Below are 21,764 nucleotides of genomic sequence, written 5' to 3' on the forward strand. Positions count from 1 at the left end.
GTGGCGGTGTATTATGCTCACATCATTATGTGAATCAGCAGGCTAGCCGCCGGCGCTACCTTTGTGCCGAACCCGGCGGGCCACCCGGCCGCGCCGCGTTTTGCCCCCTCTACCGCTTGTGTGTCGTCTTGCCGTGCCGGGCTGCGTGCCGCCGCGGCCCTCATCTTTCTTGCCCAATGGCTTACCAGGGACAAACTATCGAAAACCCCTTTACGGGGCAAAGCCTGCATTTTTTGACCACGGCCCGGCAAACCGGCGGCGCTGCGTTGGTGCTGCAGTCGAGCTGGCGCGGGCGCGGCGCCGAGCCGCCGGCCCACTGCCACCCCGCTCAGGAAGAGCTGTTTGAGGTGTTGCAGGGCCAGCTCACGGTGCGCCTCGACGGGGAGCTGCGCCGCCTGCGCGCCGGCGACCAACTGCGCATCGGCCCCGGGCAGGTGCACTCGATGTGGAACGAGGAAGCGGAGCGCGCCACCGCCCGCTGGGTTACCCGCCCCGCCCTGCGCACCGAGGAGTTGCTCGAAACCACGTTTTCGTTGGCGCAGGCCGGCCTGGTCGGCGCCAGCGGGGCGCCGGGGCTGCTGCAGGCTTCGGTGCTGCTGCCCGCCTACGACCGGGAATTTCGCCTGGCCCGCCCGCCGCGCTGGGTGCAGCGCCTGGTGTTCGGCCTGCTGCGGCCGGTGGCCCGCCTCATCGGGCTGAAAGCCACGTACAGCACCGGCCCGGCGCTGCCCGAAGCCGTGGCGGCCGCGGGCGCGTAGGCGCAGCAGGACCCCGTGGCTCAGGTTGTAGCGCCCAAAATCAACGGAATGCGGGCCTGGCGCGGGCTACCCCAGCACGTGCTGGCTCTGGATGACGCGCCCGCCCAGCTCGTGCAGCTCGACTTTGGCCTGCTCGAAACCGTCGGGCGAAATGGCGCGGGTGGCGTCTTCGATCAGGAAGGTGCTGAAGCCCTGGCCGCGGGCATCCTTAGCGGAAAAAAACACGCAGTAATCGGCGGCGAGGCCGGCCAGGTATACCTCCGTCACGCCGCGGCCGCGCAGGTAGTCGGCCAAGCCAGTGCTGCGGCGGTGGCCGTTGTCGAAAAAGCCGCTGTAGCTGTCGATTTCGCGGGCCATGCCCTTGCGGAAGATGGCCTCGATGCGGTGCTGGTCGAGGGCGGGGTGCAGCTCGGCGCCGGCCGTGCCCTGCACGCAGTGGTCGGGCCAGAGCACCTGGGCCAGGCCGTAGAGCTCGATGCGGTCGAAGGGCTGCTTGCCGGGGTGGCTGCTGGCGAAGCTCAGGTGCCCGGCCGGGTGCCAGTCCTGGGTAGCCACCACCAGGTCGAAGTGCGGTTGCAGGCGGTTGACGAGCGGGATGATGTCGGCCCCACCGGGCACCGCCAGGGCGCCGCCGGGCACGAAATCGTTCTGAATATCAATCAGTAGCAGAGCTTTCATGGGGAGTCGGGTGAAGTAAATAGCACTAGGGCCGGGCAGGCCAGCGCGGCCGGGCGAAAGTACGCGGCCCGGAGCAAACCGAATCGGTCGGGGAAACACCGCGCTAGGCGTTTTCGCCGAAGGGAAACGTGCGCAGCAGCTCCCAGGGGCCGCCGCGGTAGGCCCACAGCTGCAGGCCGGTGCCGGTGGCCGCGAAGGGTTGAAATGTAGCCGTCAGCTCGGCCAGCAGGTGGCGCGCCTGCTCGGGCGTCACTTTGTTTTGCACCGTCACGTGCGGGCGCCGGCGCTGCTGGTCCTGGGGCGTGAGCTGGGCCTGCCAGTGCGTCTGCAGCTCGCGGTGCAGGGCCTCGGTGGGCGGGCTGAAGAGGGTATAGGCCACGCCCCGGCCCAGGGACTGCAGCCCCGACACGTGCAGCTCGATGGGCGCCTGCGTGCGGCAGCGCACGGCCAAGTAGGCTTCGATGTTGTCCAGCTCGGCGCCGGACAAGTGGTGAAACAGCGTGAGGTGGGCCGCCAGGTAGTTGCGCGCGGGCGGGAAGTGCCGCTGGCGCAGCGCGTCGAAAAAGGCTTGGGCTTCGGCGTCGAGCTGCAGGGTCAGGATCAGCGGGGCATCAAGGGACGGCATAGGCGGCGGAACTTGGGGGCGAAGGGTGGCCCTTGCCTATGCCTACCCGGCCGCGGCCCGGAATGTTGCGCCGGCTGCGCCGTACCTTGGCCGCCCCGGGCCCGCAGCAGCGCGGGCGTATTCTTACCACGCTATGCTCTTCGGCCGTCCGCAACCGTTCCGTACCACCCTGCGCGCCGCTTGGGGGCAGCCCAAAGCCGGGCACCGCAACTTCGCCCTCATTGCCCGCTACCACCGCATCGTGGCCGAAGCGGAGCCGGCTGCTCCGCCGCTCGACGAGGCCACCTGGCAGGATTTGAATTTGGACGAGGTCTTCACCGCCCTCGACCACACCCAGAGCCGCGTGGGCCAGCAGGTGCTCTACCACCGCCTGCGCACGCCGCGGCAGGAAGCGGCCGAAGTAGCCGGCTTCCAGGCCAGCGTTGCGGCCCTGGCCGCCGACGCCCCGGCCCGGGAGGCGGCCCAGCTGGCCCTGCACCGCCTCGCCCACTACGACGCCTACCACCTGGCCGACCTCTTCGCGCCCGCGCCGCCGGTGGTGCCCGGCTGGACGCGCGCCGCGCCCTGGCTGGCGCTGGTTTCGGCCGGCTTGCTGCTGGCCAGCGCGGTGGAGCCGGCGTTGTTGTTCGGGGTCGGGTTGGTCTTTATCGTCAACCTGCTGCTGCACTACCGCGGGCAGTACACCATCAACGCCCAGCTCAAGTCGCTGGAGCAGCTCGGCAACCTGTACCGGGCCGGCCGGGCGCTGGCCGCCGTGGCCCTGCCCGGGCTGGATGCCGCCGCGCTGCGCACCGATCTGGCCGCGCTCCGGCCGCTGGTCGGGCGGCTCGGCTTCGTGGCGCAGTGGAGCCAGGTGCCGACGGTTGAGCTGCTGATGCCCGTGTGGCTGTTGGGCCAGTACGTCAAAATTACCTTCCTGCTCGATTTGCTTTTGTTTCGGCGCAACGCGGCGGTGTTGCAGGCCCGCAAGGCCCCGCTGCGACGCCTCTACGAGGCCCTGGGCTACGTCGACAGCGCCCTGGCCGTGGCCTCCTGGCAGCAGACCGTGCCCTACCACTGCGCGCCCGACTTCGGGGCCCGGCCGCAGCAATTGGAGCTGCGCGAAGTGTACCACCCGCTGGTGCCCGGCTGCGTGCCCAACAGCCTCGCCGTGGACGGCCGCAGCGTGCTGCTGACGGGCTCGAATATGTCGGGCAAAACCACCTTCATGCGCACCGTGGGCGTGAATGTGGTGCTGGCCCAGGCCGTGGGCTGCAGCCTGGCCCGGGCCTACCGGGCGCCCTTGCTGCGGGTGCGCAGCAGCATAGCCGTGGCCGACAGCCTCACCGAAGGCAAAAGCTACTACTACCAAGAAGTGGAGGCCGTGCGCGCCCTGGTGCAGGCCGCCGACGCGCCCGGGCAGCTGTTTATCCTCGACGAACTGTTCAAGGGCACCAACACCGTGGAGCGCATTGCCGTGGCCTACGCCGTGCTCCAGCATCTAGGCCGCCACGCCACCGTGCTGGCCGCCACCCACGACGGGGAGCTGGCCCCGCTCTTGCGCAGCCGCTACGACCTCTACCACTTCACCGAAGCCGTAGCCGCCCACGACCTGGTCTTTGACTTCAAGCTCAAGCCCGGCCCGCTCACCACCCGCAACGCCATCCGGGTGCTGGCCCTGGCCGGCTACCCGCCCGACGTGGTGGCCGCCGCCCAGGCTACTGCCGCCCGCCTCGACCAACAGCAGGCTGCCCGGCCGCCGCTGACGCCAGCGTAAGGCGCTATTTGTTTTGGGGAGCTTCGTTGAGGACTTCCGCCAGCAGCTGCCAGCCGCCCGGGCCGTGCTGCCAGAGGTGCACGTAGCTGCCGCGGGCCGCCGCGCCGCCGCTGGTCTGAAAAGTGCCGTAGGTGTAGGCCAGCTCGCCCGAACGGGCCACCCGACCCCCGGCCGGCTGCAGCTGCCGCGGCGCCTCGGTGCCAAGCTGCTGCTGGATGGCCGCCGGCGTGAGCAGGGGCAATACGTTTTCGCGCAGCAGGCGGGCCTGCGGGTGCAGCCGCGCGGCGTAGGCGGCGGCCAGGCCCTGCGCGGCCACCGCAGCGGTCAGCTGCTCGTCGAGCTGGGCGGGGCGGGTGAGCACGGCCGCGCTGCCGCGCTTGGGCGCCTGCCCGGCGGCGGGGTAGAGCAGCGTGGCGGGCGGCTCGGGGCTGCCGACGGGGGCGGGGTGGCTGATGCCGTTGTCGAGCAGCCAGCGGTAGCGGCCGTCGGGCTGCCGGGCCCAGATGGTGAAAAACTGCCCGTAGGCCACGCGCTGGCCATCTGGCTGGGTGAGAAACCAAGGGCCGGTGCTGTAGCCCAACTCGCCCGAGGCGGCGGCGCCGGCGCAGGCCGGGCCCCAGTGCAGGGTTGGGTCGGTGGGGGTGGGGGCGGGGCGGCCGCCCCACACGCCGCGGGCCAGGGCGGGCTCGGCGCGGCTAAACACCACCGCCGAATCGGTCATGAAAGCCAGGAAAGCGGGCTTGGTACCCTCGGCCAGGGCCTGGGCGGCAAAAGCTCGCTCAGCGGCCACCACGGCCTTGGTCGCGGGCGACTGGGCCCGGGCGGAGGCGGCGGTAAGTCCGAAGGCGAGGAGGCCGACCAGCGTGCGGCGGGAAGCGGAGACGTGAAGCATAGCGGGGAGGTAAGACACCGGCAAGCTGGGCCCGGAAAGCCCGCCGCGCAACAACATGATGATGTGAACCGACGCGGAAAAAGGGGCACCGTTGCGCGCTGATTTCACGCTGAAATACTTGGTTTTAGCTGGTTTTGCGGGACCTTCCCCGGCCCGCTGGGTGTTGTGCTACAGATGACCGACCCGCTGCTATTGCCCGTGCTCAATACGCCGGCCTTCCCGGCCGAAACCCCGCGTACCCACGCCGCCAAGCTCTGGCTGCCCAAGCGCGTGCTCTTCACCCCCGACGCCCTCGACGAGCCCTTCGGCCAGCAAATCCTGGCGCGCGTGACGGCCCACGACCTGGAAGTGGAAATCCTGAAAAGCAACCGCCTCACCGGCCTGCGCGGCGTGGACGAGCGCGACACCTACCGCCGCGCCAAGAGCACCCTGGCCGTGGTGAAAGCCCCGCCGAGCGCCCTGCGCCTGCAGCCCACCCCGCCCTCGGCCGACTGGCAGATGAACCTGGCCGAAGGCTGCCCCGCCCATTGCCAGTACTGCTACCTGGCCGGCTCGCTCAGCGGCCCGCCGGTGGTCAAGGTCTTCGCCAACCTGCCCGCGCTGCTGCACAACACCGCTGCCTACGAGCAGCCCGGCCGCCTCACCTCCTTCGAAGTCAGCTGCTACACCGATGTGCTCGGGCTGGAGCACCTCACCGGCAGCTTGGCCGAGTGCATCCGCCACTTCGGCGCACGGGAAGGCGCGCGGCTGCGCTTCGTGTCGAAGTACGACCACGTCGGCAGCCTGCTCGCGCTGCCCCACCACGGCCGTACGCGCGCCCGCATCAGCCTCAATGCCGAGCCGGTGGCCCGCCGCCTCGAAGCCGGCACGGCTTCCGTGGAAGCGCGGCTGCAGGCGCTGCGGCAGCTGGCCCTGCCGCGCGAGCGGGGTGGGGGCGGCTACCCCGTTGGCGTGGTGCTGGCGCCCATCATGCCCTTTCCCGGCTGGCGCGAGGAGTACGGCCGCCTGCTCGACCGCCTGCAGGCCACCCTGGACTTCGACTGCGACCTGACCGTAGAGCTGATCAGCCACCGCTTCACGCCCGGCTCCAAGGAGCAGCTACTTGAGTGGTACCCCAACACTTCCCTGGACCTGGACGAGGCCACCCGCGCCGTGAAGCGCAACAAGTTCGGCGGCCTCAAATACGTGTACCAGCCCGCCGACATGCGCGAATTGAAGGAGTTCTTCTACCAGCAGTGGCAGCGCCGCTTCCCGCAGGCGCCGGTGCTTTACTGGACCTAACACCGAAAGCCACCCCGGCGGGGTGGCTTTTTCGTTACTTGGCCCCGATCATGCAAGCCATTATTTTCTGCGGTATCCAGGCCACCGGCAAGTCCACCTTTTACAAAGAGCGGCTGTTCAATTCTCACATCCGTATCAGCTTGGATTTGCTTCGGACCCGTAACCGCGAGCAGCGCCTGCTCGCGCTTTGCCTCGACACCCAGGCCCGTTTCGCCGTCGACAACACCAACCCCACGGCGGCCGAGCGGGCGCGCTACATCGAACCGGCCAAGGCGGCGGGCTACGAAATTGTGGGCTATTACTTTCAGTCGGTGCCCCGCGAGGCGCTGCTGCGCAACGCGCAGCGGCCGGCAGCCGAGCAAGTGCCCGCGGTGGGCATTTTCGGGGCGGCCGGGCGGCTAGAGCGGCCCCACCTGGCCGAGGGCTTCGACGCGCTCTACTACGTGCGCATCGGGCCGGAGGGCAGCTTCGTGGTGGAGCCTTGGCAGGCCGAGCCCCGGTAGCGGCCGCTACGTGGCGGTCCGCTATTTTGCGGTATGAAATCCGTCGTCGACAAACTGCAAATCAAGTCCGGTGCTGTGGTCGGCCTGCTGGGCCTGCCCGCCGACCTGCAACCCGCCCTGGCCGAGCTCTGGGAGCGGGCCACCGTGGAAGCCGCCCTGGCCCCGACGGTACCGGTCACCACCGTGCTGGCCTTCGTCACCAAGCTGCCGGAGGTGGAGGAGCTGGCCGCTCAACTGGGACACGCCCCCGGCGACGCAGCCGTGTGGGTGGCCTATCCCAAGGGCACGTCGAAAAAGTACCGCTGCGAGTTCAACCGCGACAATGGCTGGGCCGCGCTGGGGCAGGCTGGCTTCGAGCCCGTAAGCCAGGTGGCCATCGACGAGGATTGGTCGGCGCTGCGCTTCCGGCGGGTGGAGTTCATCAAGAGCATGACCCGCAAGGGCGCCATTTCGGCCGGTGGGCAAGCCCGAATTGCCCCGGAATAGCGGCTCGATAAAAGCCAATTGCTTGAATAGCGGCGGAGCGGGTCTCGAACCCAAATGCTGGGCTTTTCAGCAAAAAGTGGTGCGCTGGACTGCGGACGGCACGCATCCGGCGCTGCGCACAGTGCCTTGCCTCTGCCGAAATCCCAGCTTCGGGGGCTACAATGCCCGGAAGACGGGTTGGGCGCAGGTGTTCGGGCAGGGAAGCAAGCCGCGCGTGCTTCGGGCGTTGGGCCCAGGCGTGCTAGCCAAGCCGGAGCCCTAGTGGCGCGGCTGCCGGTTAGTGCCGAGGCCGGCGGAGCGTGTATTTTCGGCCCACCAACCGCCCACTTGCCCCGCTATGCTCCAGCCGTATTCCCTGCTTTTCTGCCACGCCGCTCAAGTGCTCACCCTCGCCGGCGGCCCCACCGATAAGCCGCTCACCGGCGCCGCCCACGCCGACTGGCGGATCATCGAGCACGGCTACGTGGCCTGCCTGGGCGACACCATTGCCGCCGTCGGGCCGATGGACGAGCTGGACGCGGCCCGCATCGGGCCCGACACGCGGGTCGTCGATGCCTCGGGTCGGGTGCTGATGCCCGGGCTGGTGGAGTGCCACACCCACCTCGTGTTCGGCGGCAACCGCGCCGATGAATTTCAGCGCAAGCTGCAGGGCGAGTCGTACCTCGACATCCTGGCCTCGGGCGGCGGCATTCTGAGCACCGTGCGCAAAACCCGCGCGGCCGCCGAGGAGGAGCTGCTGCAGAGCGCTCTGCACCACCTCGACGGCTTCCGGCGCTACGGCATCACCACCCTGGAAGCCAAAAGCGGCTACGGCCTCGACGCCGAAACCGAGCTGCGCCTGCTGCGCGTGGCCCAGCAGGCCGGCGCCCAACAGCCCGTGCGGGTGGTGCCCACCTTCCTCGGCGCCCACGTGCCCGGTCCCGAGTACAAGGGCCGCCCCGCCGACTACCTCGCCATGCTGGCCGCCGACGTGCTGCCCCAACTGGACCCGGCCGCGGTGCCCTTCGTGGACATTTTCTGCGAGGAAGGCGCCTTTTCGGTCGACGATTCGCGGCACTACCTGCAGCGGGCGCGGGAGCTGGGCTTTGGACTGAAAATCCACGCCGAGCAGCTCCACGACCTCGGCGGCTGCCTGATGGCGGCCGAGCTGGGCGCCGTCAGCGTCGACCACTGCGACTACCTCACGCCCGAAGGCGCCGCCCAAGTGGCCGCGGCCTCGCAGGGCCGCACCGTGGCCGTGCTGCTGCCGCTGGTGCCCTTGTATCTGCGCCAGGAAAAGTACGCCCCCGGCCGGCAGTTCATCGAGGCGGGCCTACCCGTAGCATTGAGCACTGACTTCAACCCCGGCTCCTGCCCGAGCAAAAACCTCTGGCTGGCCCTGCAGGTGGCCTGCCTGAAAATGGGCCTCACGCCCCGCGAGGCCCTGGCCGCCGTCACGCTGAACGCCGCCTGGGCCATCGGCCAGCAGGCGAACTGCGGCTCCCTGGCGCCCGGCAAGCGCGCCGACCTGCTTCTCCTGGGCGTGCCCGATTACCGGGAGCTGCCCTACTGGCTGGGCGAAAACCCCGTGGAGCAAGTCGTCATCGGCGGGCAGTTTGTGTAAACGCCCGCCGCGGGGCAGGAAAATCACTCGGTAATAAAAAGGCCGCCCGAAGCTCGGGCGGCCTTTCCGATAAGCACAATCATCTCGGATACAACGAGTCGGATAGAATAGGTAAAGGCTATTGAAGGCGAATGAGGGCGGCGGCTTGCTCGGGCGCGACGACTTCCAGGGTGGGGCGCAGCACGAGGCCCCGGCGCACGGTGGCCCGCTGCACGCCCAGCAGCAACTGCCCGTTCTGGCTGCGCAGCGTGAGCACGTTGAGCTCGGTGGAGGGCGGCACGCCGTACAGCTCCATCAGGCGGGTCTGGGTGTTCCACTTCATCAGGAAGGCGCCGCTGCGCTGCGTGGGCAGCAGAAACACCCGCGCGCTGGCGTCGCCGCCCACGTCGGCGCGCAACAGGGTGGTGTCGGCCGGGTTGCTGGTCCACAGCCGCCCCACGCTAAACCAGCCCAGCGAATCCGTCCACACCCGCCGCTGAAAATACCGCTCCCCGCTGGCGGTGCTGATGGTCCGCACCGGAACCGTGTCCTGGGACCAGGCAACGGTGACGCCGCCGCTGGCCGTGCCCACTCCCCGCCAAGCCAGTTGGTCGGAGGCGGAGCTGTTGGCGGGCGACAACGTGTTGACCGTCAGGAAACGGCCGGTGCGGAGTCGCAGCGCGCTGGAGCCCTGCCGGGCCGTGATGCGGATGTGCCCCCCCGCTTCCAGCGGACGAAAGAAGGAGGAACTGGGCAGGCTGTTGAGTACCATTTGCGGCGTGGTGCCCAGCACCTGCACGCGCAGCTCCACGGTGCCAGCTGCGGGCGTGCCCGAAGGCAGCACGAACGACCCGGCCGGCACCACGATGCTGGAGCCGTCGAGCAGCTTCACGGTTTGCGTCTGGTTGCTGTTGACTTCCACCACCTGCACCGGCGCGGCAAACAGCTTGTAGAACGCCGCCAGCGACGCCACGCCCGGTTCCACCGGGTCGCAAACGAGCAGGCCGTCCTCGGCTTTGTCGCAGCCCGCGAGCAAGGCCGCCCCCAGCAGCAGTGAAATCAGGAATGAGCGTTTCATATCAAGGCACGAAGCAGAGGTCGGGGAATCAGGGGCGGTGCACGTCGAACAGCCAGCCCACCTGCAGGCCGGCCGACAGCGTGCCGCGGGCGCCGTTGCGGGTCGGCGACGTGAGCAGGTACGTGGCGGCGGGGCGCACGAGCAGCACGGAGCGCAGGCCCAGGGCGTAATCGAGGCCGAGGCTGGCCGTGAAGGCCACGCTCACCGGGGCAAACGGGCCGGCGCCGGCGCGGCGCTGGGTTTTCTGCTGGCAGTTGCAGCCGTCGTCGGTGGTGATGTAGCTGCCGCGCAGCAGCCAGCTGGTCGTGGCGCCCAGCCCGAGCACGGGCTGCCAGCGCACAAAGGGCGTGCGCGGGTGCCACTCGGCCGCCAGTGGCAGCGTCAGGTACTGCTGGGCCAGCTGGTAGCGCTGCCGCTGCCGGCTCACCACCGAATCGAGCAGGCCGTAGCTGACTAGTTGCAGCGTGTCGGGGCCGGTGGGGTTGTCGCGCACAATCAGCTGCGTGGTGCGGCCCCAGTAAGCCTGGCGTTTCTCCACCGTCACGTTGGCCTCCTGGCGCTGCTGGGCGTAGCCCACGCCCCCGCGCAGGGCCAGGGTGCGGCTGAGCCGGTACCGGGCCGCTAGCTCCGCCGACACCCCGGGTAAATGGCGCAGCGGCAGTCGATTCGAGCTGTCCAAGCGGGGAGATTGGGCGGAAGGCAGCGCGGTGCCCAGTAGCAAGCCTAGGCTCAGGCGCGCGGGCCGCAGGCGCCGCAAGGAGTCGCGCGGACCGGCGGGCGGCGGTAGGGGCGTTGGCAAGCCTGCACCCGGCGCCAGCAGCAAGGACGAAGTCAGGCTGCCCAGCCCCGCCTCGTCTGCGCGCCAACGCGTTAGGCTCTGGGCTTGGCCAGCCGCAGTAGTTGCTAACTCCGGAGTAGCCCGCGTGGCCGTGCCTGCCGCGTCCGGCTCGGCGCTGGGCGCGGCAGGTGCAGTGGCGTTCATAGCGGGTTTAGCCGCTTTCTTTTTAACCGAACCTGCCCCCAGCGCGCCAAGCCCGGCGGTCTGGCCGCCGGGGCCCGGCAGGGCGGGGTTTACCGTCGAAGGCGTCGAAGGCTGCGCGGCATGGTCGGGGGGCGCTGAGTTCGACGCAGCAGTGGGAGGCGTATCCTGGCCCGCTGGCTGCGCCGCCGTCGGGGTGTTTAGACCGGTTGACGAGGCAGAACTGCCCGGCGGCCGGGCGGCCGCAGGTTGCGCGGTCGGGGCATCCGTAGCCGACGCTTTAGCCGGCACGCGAGGCGTCCGACGCCGGGCAGCCGCTACCACTACGAGGGCCGTCTTGCCCCGTTGCCGGCGCCGGGCGGCGGCTAGCCGGGGCCGCGCCGCTTCGCCCGACACCGCGGGGCTGGTGGTATCGGCGGGCGCGCTGCCGGCCAATCCCGGGTTTGCGTGTTGAATAGAGCCTCGGGGCGGAATGCGGGTGGGATGCCCCGAAGCTAGCCGCTCGGGCACGGCCGGGCCACCGCTGCGCGTCACGCCGGCCGCGGGAGTGGAGCCGGCAGCCGGGGAACTGGCTACGGTTGCAGCGGCCCCAGTCCGCGATGCTGTTGAAGAACCCAGTGCCGCGGTTTCGCCGGACTTACCGGCGGCCGCTGGGGCCGCCGGCCCCGCAGCGGGGCGGTTGGCTGAGGCAGCGGAGCCAGTAGCTGCTCGGCCCGGCCCTACGCGAGCAGTGGAGGGCGCTTCTGGACCGCGCTGGGCCTGCCACTGCCAAAGTAGGGCGGTCGGTACCAGCAGCAACAACAACGCCAGCAGCAACAAGCGGCGGCGCGGCGTGCGCCGCCACCACGGCTTGGGCGGTAGTGGGGGGAGCTTTTGCGCAATACCCGCCCACCCCCCGGCCGGGAGTGGCTCCTCGTAATCGTGCAGCCGATTACGCAGGGCGTCGTAGAACGGATCGGTTTCGGGCGCGCTCATGAGCATTGAATGCGTTGACGGGCCGTGAGGCGTGCTTCCAGCAGCTTGCGGGCCCGTGAGAGTTGGGATTTGCTGGTGCCTTCCGAGATGCCCAGCATTTCCGCTATTTCGGCGTGGGCGTAGCCCTCCACCGCGTACAGGTTCAGTACCATGCGGCAGCCCTCGGGGAGGGTGCCTACCAGGGCCAGCAGTTCCGTCATGGAAAGGTGGTCGAGGGCGTCGCCGTTGGTTTCCGCCACGGGCGGCGCATCGTCCCACGACACATGCAGGCCGGGTTCTTGGCGTTGCCGCCACGCGTGCAAGGCCGTGTTTACGGCGATGCGGCGGGCCCAGGCCTCGAAGGGACCTTGGCCGGTGAATTGATGAATTCGGGTGAAAATCTTGACAAACACGTTCTGCAGCACTTCCTCGGCTTCCTCGCGGTTCGGGCAGTAGCGCAGGCACACGCCGAACAAGCGGCCGCCCAGGCGCTCATACAGCGCCTGCTGGGCCGACGAGCGGCCCTGGCGGCACTGTTCCACTAGCTCGTCGATGGACACTGGGGGCATAGCAACGCGGAGCGGGGCAGTCCGTTCCGGTACGGAACTGCCGAGCCGGGCAGCTAAAAGTTCAGGGCCCGCGTGGGCTGATGACCCAAAAGCAGCGTTCGGGGTTGGAACGTGCGCTGAAAAAAATCGCATATCAGCGGCCCCGGGTAGCGCCGCCTGAGGCCGATGGCTGGGAATCAGGCAATTCGTGAAAAATAAAAAACAGTCAGGGGGCCGTTAGGGCGCCTGCCGCAGCAGGCGCACGGCTTGGGGAGCGTCGGGGAATCGGGCGAGGTAGAGGCCGGCGGGCAGGGCCGGGTCGGGGGTCCAGGTGAGCGAGGCGTCGGGGCCGGGGCCGGGGGGCACGGGCAGGCGGGCCACCACGCGGCCGAGGCGGTCGAGCACGAGCACGGCCGCGGCCGGCCGGGCCGGCCGCGCCAGCGTGAAGCGCACCGAGGCCCCGAACGGGTTCGGGTACGCCCACGCCGCCGCCGACTGCGCCCGGCTGCGGCTGGCCAGCGGCGAGCCGTACACCCGGAACACCAAGGTCTGCGTGTCGAAGCCCTTGATCGGGCAGGCGTTGTCGTCGGCTTGCACCGGCACGTAGTACAGCCCGTCGGGCAGCGTGGCGGGCGGCGCAAACGTCACCGTGAGGGCGCCGGGGCCGCTGGCTCGCTCGCTCAGCCCCGGGACGCTCTGCCGGTTAGCCGTCAGCGCAAGCACTTGCCCGGCGTTGTCGTCGGTTGCCGACACGGTAACGCTGACGGAACTGCCCGAGCGCACCGCCACGGCCTGAGTGGCCGGCTGCGGCGCCGGCTGGCCGGCCACCTGCACCGTGGCCGCAAAGCGCGGGTACACGTTCGGGCCGCAGTTGACCACCGTGAGCATCATCTCGCGGCGGGCCGTGCCAATGAGGCGGTAGCCGCTGCCGACGCGGCGGTATTCCTGCACCTGCACGGCCACCGCGTAGCGGTTGTCGCCGGTGCTGCGGGTGCCGTTCGGGTCGTACATGCCCGCGTTGAACGTCATGCCCCCGGTCGCTACGTTGAAGGCAAACGGCCGGGCCGTAGCCCGCAGCAGTGGGCAGGAATCGGCCGTGTCCAGGCGAGTGGCAATGGGGTAGGCGGGCGAAAATGCGGTGGGCTGCCCCGCGGCCGCCATCAGCACGCAGGCCGGCGTGCTGGATACGAGTAGCGGATTAGCCAGCGGCGTGGGCAGGTAAGTGGCCGCGACGCCGCAGCTGTTCAGCGGGGCCACCGACGAAAACACCAGCGAGTCGCCGTCGATGTCGAAAGCGCCGATGCTCACCCGGCTGTTCAGCTTCCAGCCGACGTAGTTGATGGGCAGCGAACCGAAATTGGGCGAGTTATTGGCGACGCCGTTGCGGTTGTCGAGCGTGGCCTCGAAGCGCATGTCGGTGTTGCCGACGATGTTGGCCAGTGGGCCGCGCACGTTTTGGTCCACGCTTAGCGTCCACTGGGCGGCGGGCAGGGTTAGCGTGCCCACGTAATTGTTTTCCTCGTAGTTGCCGGGATTGGGGCTGCCGCAAATGCTCGTGACGGCGCAATTCTGGGGCCCCGGAATGCCCTGGCCCTCGAGCACCAGCGTGGCGGTGCGGTCGAGCGGGTCGGGCGCCCCGGCGCAGCCGTTGACGCGGGCGTTGAGCGTGAAAGAGGCCGCCGCGGCAATGCCCGAACAGTCACGGAAGTGCCGCAGCGTGACGCGGTAGCGGTTGTTGCCCAGTGACTCGTAGCGCAGGTCGCCGCCCAGGTCGTGCGAGGCCCGGGCGGGTGCCGCCGACAGGCCCATCGCGGCCGCAAGCAGCAGGGCAGAAGGTAGAAAACGCGACATAACCAAGCGTTCTGAACGATGCTAACGGGTAAAGGCAGTTCGTAAGGGCGGTCCGGCCCGTCGGGGGCGGCCGGTAGGGAGCCGGCCGCCCGCCGCGGGGAACAGCGCACTAGCAATTAAAGAAAAGGGATAAGCGGGGTAATGGATTAATTCGTCAGGCGCAGCAGGCGCACGGCTTGGGGAGCGTCGGGGAATCGGGCGAGGTAGAGGCCGGCGGGCAGGGCCGGGTCGGGGGTCCAGGTGAGCGAGGCGTCGGGGCCGGGGCCGGGGGGCACGGGCAGGCGGGCCACCACGCGGCCGAGGCGGTCGAGCACGAGCACGGCCGCGGCCGGCCGGGCCGGCCGCGCCAGCGTGAAGCGCACCGAGGCCCCGAACGGGTTCGGGTACGCCGACACCACCGGCCGTTGCTGCGCGTTGGCGCTGCTCAGGGCGGTGTTCGTCACCCGAAAAGCCAGGGTCTGCACTTCAAAGCCTTTGATCGGGCAAGCGTCGTCGTCGGCGCGCACCGTCACGTAGTAAGTGCCTTCGGGCAGCGTAGCGGGCGGGGCAAACTCGATGGAAAGGGTCGTGGCGGAGTTCTGCACCACGCTCACGCCCGGCACACCCAGGTGGTTGGCGGAGAAGGTGATGTGCTGGCCGGCGTTGGCATCGGTGGCCGTCAGCACGACCGAGGTGGCCGCGCCGGCCCGCACCGAAATCGGCGTGGCAACCGCTACCGGCCCCGATTGGCCAAAGACCTGCATCGTGCTGGCGAAGCGCGGCAGCTGGTTTTGCCCGCAGTCGTACACGTTGACGAAAAGTTCGCGGCGGGCGCTGCCGACGTGTTGGTAGCTGCCGTTGAGGCGGCGAAACTCGTCTACCTTCACCGTCAGGGCGTACTTGTTGAGGCCCTGGCCCGGGGTGGTGTTAGCCGTGTAGGCAATCGGCGTAAAGCGCAGCCTGCCGGTGGCCGCGTCGAGCAGGAAATAGGGCGCGGCCGTGAACACCGGGCAGGCGCCCGTCAGCTGCGCCGAGGGCAGCGGGTACGTCGCCGACAGGGCCGTCGACGGCATGACGGCCGTGCAGCCCGGGCTGAGGGTGTAGGTGCCGCCGGCGGGCGTGCTGGTGTAGGGGCTGAGCATGTTGCAGCCTTCCAGCGGCGTGACCAGCGAAAACGCCAGCGAATCCCCGTCGGCGTCGTAGGCGCCCATGTTCAGCGAAATATCCCGCTGCCAAGCCACAAACACGGCCGGAGTGGAGCCAAAGTTGGGCGAGCTGTTGGTGAGCGTCGTGGTCGTGCCCCCGGCTTGCAGCTGGTTGTTGAGCACCGCCTCGAAGCGCAGCGTGCGGGTGATGACGTTGGAAAGGTTAGCCAGGGCTGGGCGGGCGTTTTCTTCCGCGCTCAGCACCCACTGCGCCGGCGCCAGCGTGACGGTGCCCGTGTAGGTATTCTCTTCGTAGTTATCGGGGCCGGCGCCGGTGCACACGCCGCTGGCGGTGGCGCAGTATTGGTTGCCGTAGATGGGCAAGCCCTGCTTGGTGAGCGTGGCGGTGAAGTTGCGCGAATCGGTGCTGGCGCAGGAGGTCGTGGCCGTGCCTATCCGGGCGTTAAGGGTCATCGACGACGGGGCGTCGACGCCGCTACAGTCGCGGAAAAAGCGGCAGGTGACCTTGTAGAGGTTGGGCCGCACCGGGCTGTACTGGTTGCCGATGTATTCGTAGCGCAGGTCGCCTCCCTGGGCGTGCGAGGCGCGGGCTTCGTAGCCGCCCAGGCCGAGCAAGGAGAGAACGGTCAGCGTCGTTTTGGGTAAAAAGTGCTTCATAGAGTGTTCGGTTGGGAAAGGGGAGGAAAGCACTAGTGGCCGCAAGGGCGAAGAATACACGGGGCGAAACTTTCCGGCGGACCCGGTCGGCTGGGGTTTCAGAGGGCATGACCCCGCGCACCGGAAACGGGTTGGAACTCCAGCAGAAAAAAATCAGCGGGCCGGCGCGTTTCGGCACCAGCAGCACGCTCAAGCCTGGGAACCAGCCCTGGAAATCGGCCCGTTGACTGCGTGTAAATAGTGTGTAAGCTATTGTAGTGCAGGTTTATAGCTGTGTGGGTAAAACAGAGGCGTCACGCCGAACGAAATTGTGTAGCTCCGCCTCGCCTGCTGCGGAAAAGCCAGCCTCGCCGCGGCGGCTGGTCACCGGCCGCCGGATTTTGTAGCTTCGTCCGCCGCCCCACCAGTCGTTGTTGCTTGCCATGCTGCTTTCCCTCTACCAAGTCGACGCGTTTACCGACCACGTGTTTGCCGGCAACCCCGCCGCCGTGTGCCCGCTGCACGAGTGGCTGCCCGCCGCGACTATGCAGGCCATTGCGGCCGAAAACAACCTGGCCGAAACGGCCTTTTTCGTGCCGCGCGCCGGCACCGACGCGGAGTACGAGCTGCGCTGGTTTACGCCGGCCGTCGAAGTGGACCTGTGCGGGCACGCCACGCTAGCCGCGGCCCACGTGCTGTTTCGCCACCTCGGCGCCACCGCCGCGGCCCTAACGTTTCACTCCCGCAGCGGCCCGCTGCACGTGGGCCAGCAGCCCGACGGCCGCCTCACCCTCGACTTTCCGGCCCAGCCCCCGCATCCGTTGCTGCAGCACCCCGACGGGCTCATCGACGGGCTGCGGGCTACGCCCCTGCGCATCCTCGGCGGCCCCGACCTGGTGGCTGTGTTCGATACCGAGGCCGAGGTGCGCGCCCTGCGCCCGAGCATGACGCACCTGGCCCGCGTCGAGTACCGCGGCGTGGTGGCCACCGCCCCGGCGACCCCGGGCAGCGGCCTCGACTTCGTCTCGCGCTGGTTTGGCCCCCGCGTGGGCGTGCCCGAAGACCCCGTCACCGGCTCGGCCCACACCCAGCTGGTGCCGTACTGGGCCGAGCGCCTGGGCAAAACCGAGTTGCGCGCCCGGCAGGTATCGGCGCGGGGCGGCGAGCTGTGGTGCGAGCTGCGCGGCGAGCGGGTGCTCATCAGCGGCTACGCCGTGACGTATCTGCGGGGGGAAATCGAGCTGCCGCTGTGAAAACCCGCCGGGACCCCATTCCGGGCCGCCGACGAGCCGGTTGCGCGCTACGCGGGGGTGCCGTAGCTTGCGAAGCTCGGTCCGTGCCGGCCGGGCGGCTCATTTCATCACTGGTGCGTTTATGATTACTCGCGTTGCCCGTCGCCTGTTCGGCGCTGCCCTGTGCCTCGCGCCGTTGCTGGGCCGGGCGCAGGCCCCGGAGCAGATACAAGCCCTGATCAAAGAAGGCATTGCCCTCTACGACGAGGGCCGGCTTAACCAAGCCGCGGCCAAGTACCAGGAGGCCCTCAAGCTCGACCCGGCCAGCACCTACGCCAAAACCGAGCTGGCCCTAACCTACGAAGGCCTCGACCGCCACGCCGACGCGGCCGCGCTCTGCAAAGAGGTGCTGGCGGCCCCGGGCTACCGGGCCGAGCCCAGCATCTACGTCACCTACGGCAACGCGCTCGACGGACTGAAGCAGCCCCGGGAAGCGGTGAAAACCTACGAGCAGGGGCTCAAGAAATTTCCCGCCAGCAACCAGCTCTACTTCAACCTGGGCATTGCGCTGTACGGGCAACACAAGGCCGCCGAGGCCGTGGAGGCGCTGCAGCAGGCCGTGCGCCTGAACCCGCGCCACGCCAGCGCCCACCTGTTTCTGGGCCTGGTGACGGCCGAAACCGGCAACCGCGTGCCGGCCATCCTGGAGCTGAGCCGCTACCTGGTGCTCGAGCCCCGGGGCGAGCGGGCCCGCCACTACCTGCCCCGCCTCGACCAGCTGCTGCGGGGCGGCGCCGAGAAAACCGGCGACAACAGCGTCACGCTCAACGTCAGCTCGCAGACGCTCAAAGCGGCCAACAGCGGCAAAGGGGCCGACAACTTCGCCCAAACCGACATGTTGCTCGCGATGATGGCCGCCCTGGACTACGACGACGACAACAAGGACAAGACCACCACGGAGCGCACCGCCGAAAAGCTCAACGATTTGATCGGCAATCTGTCGGCAAAGGGCAGCGGCAGCCACCGGGGCTTCGTGTGGGACTACTACGTGCCGTACTTCCAGGAAATGAAGCGCAAGGACTACGTGCCGGTGTTTGCGTACCTGATCCGCTCGGCCCAGAGCGAGGAGCCCGACGTGCAGCAGTGGCTGTTGGCGCACACGGTCCAGGTGGAGGTGTTTCAGGAGTGGTCGAAAACCTACCAGTGGCCTAAGTAACGCGGAGGGTCGTCGGCTTTGCGCGTTGGGGCCCCGCCGCGCTCCGGCCGCTTCCGAGCGGGGGAGAATGTTTGGGCTAATTCAGCGAGCCGAACCGGCCGGGGCCGCGGCACCAAGTAGCCAAATACCCCGCACAACCGGCCTGCCAGGCACGCGAAGCCGGTTTGGTACGTTACAGGGAGTGGCCGAAACGCAATGCCGGCCGCAAGAACCAATGGACATCATGAGCAAAGAAGCCGCGGCGCTGCCTCCCCGCCGCATCGTGCCGGCGCACCCCGCTGATTACCAGGCCGTGCACAACCTGCGGCGGGTCGACGACGACCGGATTCTGGCGGAACTCGACGGGCTGCTGGCTTGGACGCAGGACGGCACCTGGCCGGTGGCGCGGGGCGTGGGCGAGGTGCTGGCCCTGCATTTTCCCGTCATTCGGCCGGCCGTTTTGCAAATTTTGCGCGGAGCGGATGCGCGCTGGAAACACGCGTTTCTTGGTTTGGTCGTCGACCCCGTGCTGCGGGCGCAGGCCGATGCCGACGTGCTGCGCGAACTGCGCCGCTTGGCGCAGCACCCCACGCCGGCCGAACAAGCCGAGCACGTGGCGGAGCGGGCGCTAGCCCTGCTCGACGACCTGGGCCTCTAGCGGTGGAGTTAGGCGGCCGGTTTTTTGCGGGCGGCCACGGCCTTTTTGCCGGCTACCGGCGCCGCCAGCTTGTCGGGGTTGTCGGCCAGAAACTTGCCCCAGCTCTTGCCGCCGGCCTTCACGTTGTTGCCCTTCTGGTGGTGGTGGCACATGGCCACGGCCAGTGCGTCGGTGGCGTCGAAAAACTTCGGGGCATCCTCTGCGGGTAGCTTGAGCGTCTGGCGCAACATGCTGGCCACCTGTTCCTTGCTGGCAGCCCCCGAGCCCGTTACCGACTGCTTGACCTTCGTCGGGGCGTATTCCACGTACGGAATCTGGCGGGAGAGGCAGGCGGCAATGGCCACGCCCTGGGCCCGGCCCAGTTTGAGCATGCTTTGCACGTTGGCTCCGTAGAAGGGTGCTTCGATGGCCAGCTCATCGGGCAGGAACTCCTCGATGAGCTCGATCATGCGGTCGAAGATCTTCTTTAATTTTACTGCGTGATTGGACCCAAACGCCTTGAGATTGATGACGTCGTAGCGCAGCACCTGCACGCGTTGCCCGGTGACCTCAATCACGGCGTAGCCCATGATTTGGGTGCCCGGGTCGACGCCCATGATAATCTTGGGCAAATCGGGCAGGGAAGCGGAGGGGAGGAAAGCAGCCATTCACCCCAAAGTTACGCAACGAAACCCCGGCACGCTGCTAGTGCGGCCCGCCGGCGGCGCCTGCGCCCCTGGGTGGTGGCCGGCAAGCTGGCCGTTACGGCCCTCACACTCTGGCTGCTGTGGCAGTCGGTGGTGGCCGACCGGGCCACGGCCGCTGCCTGGCGCGGCCTGCTCACCGACGCGCAACGCGGCCCGGCCCTGGCGGCCCTGCTGCTGGTGCCCCTGAACTGGGCCCTCGAAGCGTGGAAGTGGTGGCGCCTGGCCCGGCACCTGGAGCCGGTGTCGTACGGGCGCAGCTTCCGGGCCGTGCTCACGGGCCTCACGCTGGGCTTCGTCACGCCCAACCGCGTGGGCGACTACGCCGGCCGCCTGCTTGAACTCAAAAACCGCCGCCCCGAAGCGCTGGGCGCCGTGTTTCTGGGCCGTTACTGCCAGCTGGTCATTACCCTGCTGGCCGGTTCGCTGGGCGTGCTCTACTTCGTGATGCGCTACCTGGGCGGGCAGTACCCGCTGGTGGCCGCCGGCCTGACGCTCACGGCCGCCGTGGGCAACGCCCTGGTGCTGCTGCCGCTCTACCGCAGCCGCCTGCTGCTGACGGCCGTGCTGCAATGGCGGCCCCTGCGGCGGTTTCAGCGCTACACGGCCAACCTGCCGCATTACCCCGCGCACGTGTTGCACCAGGTGCTGCTGCTCTCGGGCCTGCGCTACGCGGTGTTCACGGCGCAATTCGGACTGCTGCTCTGGGCCTACGGCGCCACGGCCCCGGTGGGGGCGGCGCTGGCCGCCATTGCGGGCACGTTTCTGCTCAAGTCCCTGGTGCCCTCGCTGAACGCGCTGACCGACGTGGGCGCCCGGGAGCTGTCGGCCACCCATTTGTTCGGGCTGCTCGGGCTGCCGGTGCTGCCGGTGTTGTCGGCCAGCCTGAGCTTGTGGGTGCTCAACATTGCCCTGCCCAGCGCCGCCGGCCTGCTGTTTGTGCTGCGGCTGAAGGTGCTGCGCCGCACCGGCCGCAAGCACCGCAACGCCGCCCGCGCATGAGCGGGGCCGCTTGGCTGGGCCTGCTGCTGACGCTGCCCGCGGTTCTCTACGCCGGGGTGTTTGCGCGCTACCGCCGGGCCTGGGGCCGGCTCCGGCTGGGCCAGCCGCTCGACGCCGCCCAACCGCTCCCGGCCGCCGGGCTGCAAGCGTCCGTTATCATTGCCGCCCGCAACGAAGCCTCCGCGCTGCCCGCGCTGCTGGCCGATTTGGGCCGCCAAACCTGGCTGGGCGCGGCGCCGCCCTTCGAAGTTATCGTGGTCGACGACCACAGTACCGACGCCACCGCCGATGTGGTGCGCGCCGCAACGGTGGGCAGCCCGTTTCCGCTCCGTCTGCTGACGCTGGCGGCGCTGCCGGGCCAGCCGACGGGCAAAAAAGCCGCCGTCGAAGCCGCCTTGGCCGTAGCGCAAGCTCCCTGGGTCATTTGCACCGATGCCGACTGTCGCGTATCGGAGGGCTGGCTGGCCCGCTACGCGCCTTACTTCGCCGCGCCCGGGGTGCAGCTGGTCAGCGGCCCGGTGCTGCTCACGGGCCGGGGGCTGCTGGCCGAATTGCAGGGCCTCGAGCTGGCGGCGCTGGTGGCTACCGGCGCGGCCAGCATAGCCCAGGCGGCGCCCACCATGTGCAACGGCGCCAACCTGGCTTACCGCCGCGCCGCCTTTGCCGAGGTGGGCGGCTTCCGCGGCAACGACCACCTGCCCAGCGGCGACGACGAGTTTCTGCTCCACAAGCTGGCGGCCCGCTACCCCCAGGGCATCCGCTTCGTGCACAGCCCGGACGCCACGGTGCGCACCGCGGCCCAGCCCACGCTCGGGGCTCTGCTGCAGCAACGGGTGCGCTGGGCCAGCAAGTGGCGGCACTACCAGCCCGGCGGCGCCTCGCGCGGGCTGGCCCTGCTCGTGCTCGGCGCCAACGTGAGCCTGTACCTGCTGGCGCTGCTGCTCGTCGCCCAGCCGGCAGCCTGGCCCTGGGCCGCGGCCGGCTGGGCGCTCAAGCTCGGCGCGGATGCGTGGTTTTTGACGCCGGTGCTCGGCTTTTTCGGGCGCCGCCGCTGGCTGCGGCTGGTGCCGCTGCTGCAGCTGCTGTACCCGCCTTACGCCCTGGCCGTGGGGCTACTGGGGCTGCGCGGCGGCTACCGCTGGAAGGGGCGGCAGGTGCGCGCCTAGTCGGGCCGCAGAAATCGACGAAAAAGCTTGGCTGACCACACGGCAGGGGCTACTTTTTGGCCGATTTCAACGTGCC

20 protein-coding genes are annotated in these 21,764 nt (G+C 69.2%); 11 read left to right on the forward strand and 9 right to left on the reverse strand.

Annotated features, from left to right (window positions below):
• Positions 1–176 precede the first annotated feature (176 nt).
• A complete protein-coding gene (locus LJ737_RS20420; RefSeq protein ID WP_227768608.1) occupies positions 177–758 on the forward strand; it encodes a cupin domain-containing protein in 582 nt (193 codons plus the stop codon).
• A gap of 66 nt (positions 759–824) precedes the next feature.
• Here LJ737_RS20420 and pncA read toward each other — a convergent pair whose 3' ends face one another.
• Positions 825–1,436: a bifunctional nicotinamidase/pyrazinamidase gene (gene pncA / locus LJ737_RS20425; protein ID WP_227768609.1), complete on the reverse strand. Its 612-nt coding sequence runs from the start codon at positions 1,434–1,436 to the stop codon at positions 825–827.
• 103 nt (positions 1,437–1,539) lie between these two features.
• The gene (locus LJ737_RS20430; RefSeq protein ID WP_227768610.1) at positions 1,540–2,061 is read right to left on the reverse strand and encodes a 2'-5' RNA ligase family protein; all 522 of its coding nucleotides are present in this window, start codon (positions 2,059–2,061) and stop codon (positions 1,540–1,542) included.
• Positions 2,062–2,194: 133 nt separating this feature from the next.
• On the opposite strand from LJ737_RS20430, the gene LJ737_RS20435 reads away from it, so the two are divergent.
• Positions 2,195–3,817: a MutS-related protein gene (locus LJ737_RS20435; RefSeq protein ID WP_227768611.1), complete on the forward strand. Its 1,623-nt coding sequence runs from the start codon at positions 2,195–2,197 to the stop codon at positions 3,815–3,817.
• A 4-nt stretch (positions 3,818–3,821) separates the two neighbouring features.
• Here LJ737_RS20435 and LJ737_RS20440 read toward each other — a convergent pair whose 3' ends face one another.
• Positions 3,822–4,709 carry a DUF4440 domain-containing protein gene (locus tag LJ737_RS20440; RefSeq protein ID WP_227768612.1) on the reverse strand — a complete coding sequence of 296 codons (888 nt, stop codon included), beginning with the start codon at positions 4,707–4,709 and terminating at the stop codon, positions 3,822–3,824.
• A gap of 174 nt (positions 4,710–4,883) precedes the next feature.
• Between LJ737_RS20440 and LJ737_RS20445 the strand changes: the two genes are divergently transcribed.
• From LJ737_RS20445 to hutI, 4 genes are all read left to right on the forward strand, one after another.
• Positions 4,884–5,990, forward strand: a complete 1,107-nt coding sequence (locus LJ737_RS20445; protein WP_227768613.1) for a spore photoproduct lyase family protein — start codon at positions 4,884–4,886, stop codon at positions 5,988–5,990.
• Between the two features lie 50 nt (positions 5,991–6,040).
• The gene (locus LJ737_RS20450; protein WP_227768614.1) at positions 6,041–6,493 is read left to right on the forward strand and encodes an AAA family ATPase; all 453 of its coding nucleotides are present in this window, start codon (positions 6,041–6,043) and stop codon (positions 6,491–6,493) included.
• A gap of 33 nt (positions 6,494–6,526) precedes the next feature.
• Positions 6,527–6,979 carry a hypothetical protein gene (locus tag LJ737_RS20455; RefSeq protein WP_227768615.1) on the forward strand — a complete coding sequence of 151 codons (453 nt, stop codon included), beginning with the start codon at positions 6,527–6,529 and terminating at the stop codon, positions 6,977–6,979.
• Between the two features lie 337 nt (positions 6,980–7,316).
• Positions 7,317–8,582: an imidazolonepropionase gene (hutI, locus tag LJ737_RS20460; RefSeq protein ID WP_227768616.1), complete on the forward strand. Its 1,266-nt coding sequence runs from the start codon at positions 7,317–7,319 to the stop codon at positions 8,580–8,582.
• A gap of 118 nt (positions 8,583–8,700) precedes the next feature.
• On the opposite strand, the gene LJ737_RS20465 is transcribed toward hutI, so the two are convergent.
• The 5 genes from LJ737_RS20465 to LJ737_RS20485 form a co-directional block, all read right to left on the reverse strand.
• Positions 8,701–9,639 carry a hypothetical protein gene (locus LJ737_RS20465; RefSeq protein WP_227768617.1) on the reverse strand — a complete coding sequence of 313 codons (939 nt, stop codon included), beginning with the start codon at positions 9,637–9,639 and terminating at the stop codon, positions 8,701–8,703.
• A gap of 28 nt (positions 9,640–9,667) precedes the next feature.
• Positions 9,668–10,621 carry an outer membrane beta-barrel protein gene (locus LJ737_RS20470; RefSeq protein WP_227768618.1) on the reverse strand — a complete coding sequence of 318 codons (954 nt, stop codon included), beginning with the start codon at positions 10,619–10,621 and terminating at the stop codon, positions 9,668–9,670.
• Positions 10,622–11,589: 968 nt separating this feature from the next.
• Positions 11,590–12,141, reverse strand: coding sequence for an RNA polymerase sigma factor (locus LJ737_RS20475; RefSeq protein WP_227768619.1), 552 nt, complete (start codon positions 12,139–12,141; stop codon positions 11,590–11,592).
• A 216-nt stretch (positions 12,142–12,357) separates the two neighbouring features.
• Positions 12,358–13,971 carry a hypothetical protein gene (locus LJ737_RS20480; RefSeq protein ID WP_227768620.1) on the reverse strand — a complete coding sequence of 538 codons (1,614 nt, stop codon included), beginning with the start codon at positions 13,969–13,971 and terminating at the stop codon, positions 12,358–12,360.
• 146 nt (positions 13,972–14,117) lie between these two features.
• A complete protein-coding gene (locus LJ737_RS20485) occupies positions 14,118–15,773 on the reverse strand; it encodes a hypothetical protein (RefSeq protein WP_227768621.1) in 1,656 nt (551 codons plus the stop codon).
• Between the two features lie 422 nt (positions 15,774–16,195).
• Here LJ737_RS20485 and LJ737_RS20490 point away from each other — a divergent pair, with 422 nt between their 5' ends.
• From LJ737_RS20490 to LJ737_RS20500, 3 genes are all read left to right on the forward strand, one after another.
• The gene (locus LJ737_RS20490) at positions 16,196–17,005 is read left to right on the forward strand and encodes a PhzF family phenazine biosynthesis protein (protein ID WP_227768622.1); all 810 of its coding nucleotides are present in this window, start codon (positions 16,196–16,198) and stop codon (positions 17,003–17,005) included.
• 121 nt (positions 17,006–17,126) lie between these two features.
• Positions 17,127–18,200, forward strand: coding sequence for a tetratricopeptide repeat protein (locus LJ737_RS20495; RefSeq protein ID WP_227768623.1), 1,074 nt, complete (start codon positions 17,127–17,129; stop codon positions 18,198–18,200).
• 223 nt (positions 18,201–18,423) lie between these two features.
• Positions 18,424–18,837: a DUF5071 domain-containing protein gene (locus tag LJ737_RS20500; protein WP_227768624.1), complete on the forward strand. Its 414-nt coding sequence runs from the start codon at positions 18,424–18,426 to the stop codon at positions 18,835–18,837.
• Between the two features lie 8 nt (positions 18,838–18,845).
• Here the strand turns inward: LJ737_RS20500 and ruvC are convergent, their stop codons facing one another.
• On the reverse strand, positions 18,846–19,484 hold the full coding sequence (gene ruvC / locus LJ737_RS20505) for a crossover junction endodeoxyribonuclease RuvC (protein WP_227768625.1): 639 nt from the start codon (positions 19,482–19,484) through the stop codon (positions 18,846–18,848).
• Between the two features lie 75 nt (positions 19,485–19,559).
• On the opposite strand from ruvC, the gene LJ737_RS20510 reads away from it, so the two are divergent.
• Together LJ737_RS20510 and LJ737_RS20515 are read left to right on the forward strand one after the other, a co-directional pair.
• Positions 19,560–20,522, forward strand: a complete 963-nt coding sequence (locus LJ737_RS20510) for a lysylphosphatidylglycerol synthase domain-containing protein (protein ID WP_227768626.1) — start codon at positions 19,560–19,562, stop codon at positions 20,520–20,522.
• The gene (locus tag LJ737_RS20515; RefSeq protein ID WP_227768627.1) at positions 20,519–21,688 is read left to right on the forward strand and encodes a glycosyltransferase; all 1,170 of its coding nucleotides are present in this window, start codon (positions 20,519–20,521) and stop codon (positions 21,686–21,688) included. Before LJ737_RS20510 ends, LJ737_RS20515 begins: the two co-directional genes overlap by 4 nt.
• The last annotated feature ends 76 nt before the right edge of the window (positions 21,689–21,764 follow it).

Origin of the sequence: Hymenobacter sp. 15J16-1T3B (assembly GCF_020711235.1) — a bacterium.
Lineage (GTDB): Bacteria > Bacteroidota > Bacteroidia > Cytophagales > Hymenobacteraceae > Solirubrum.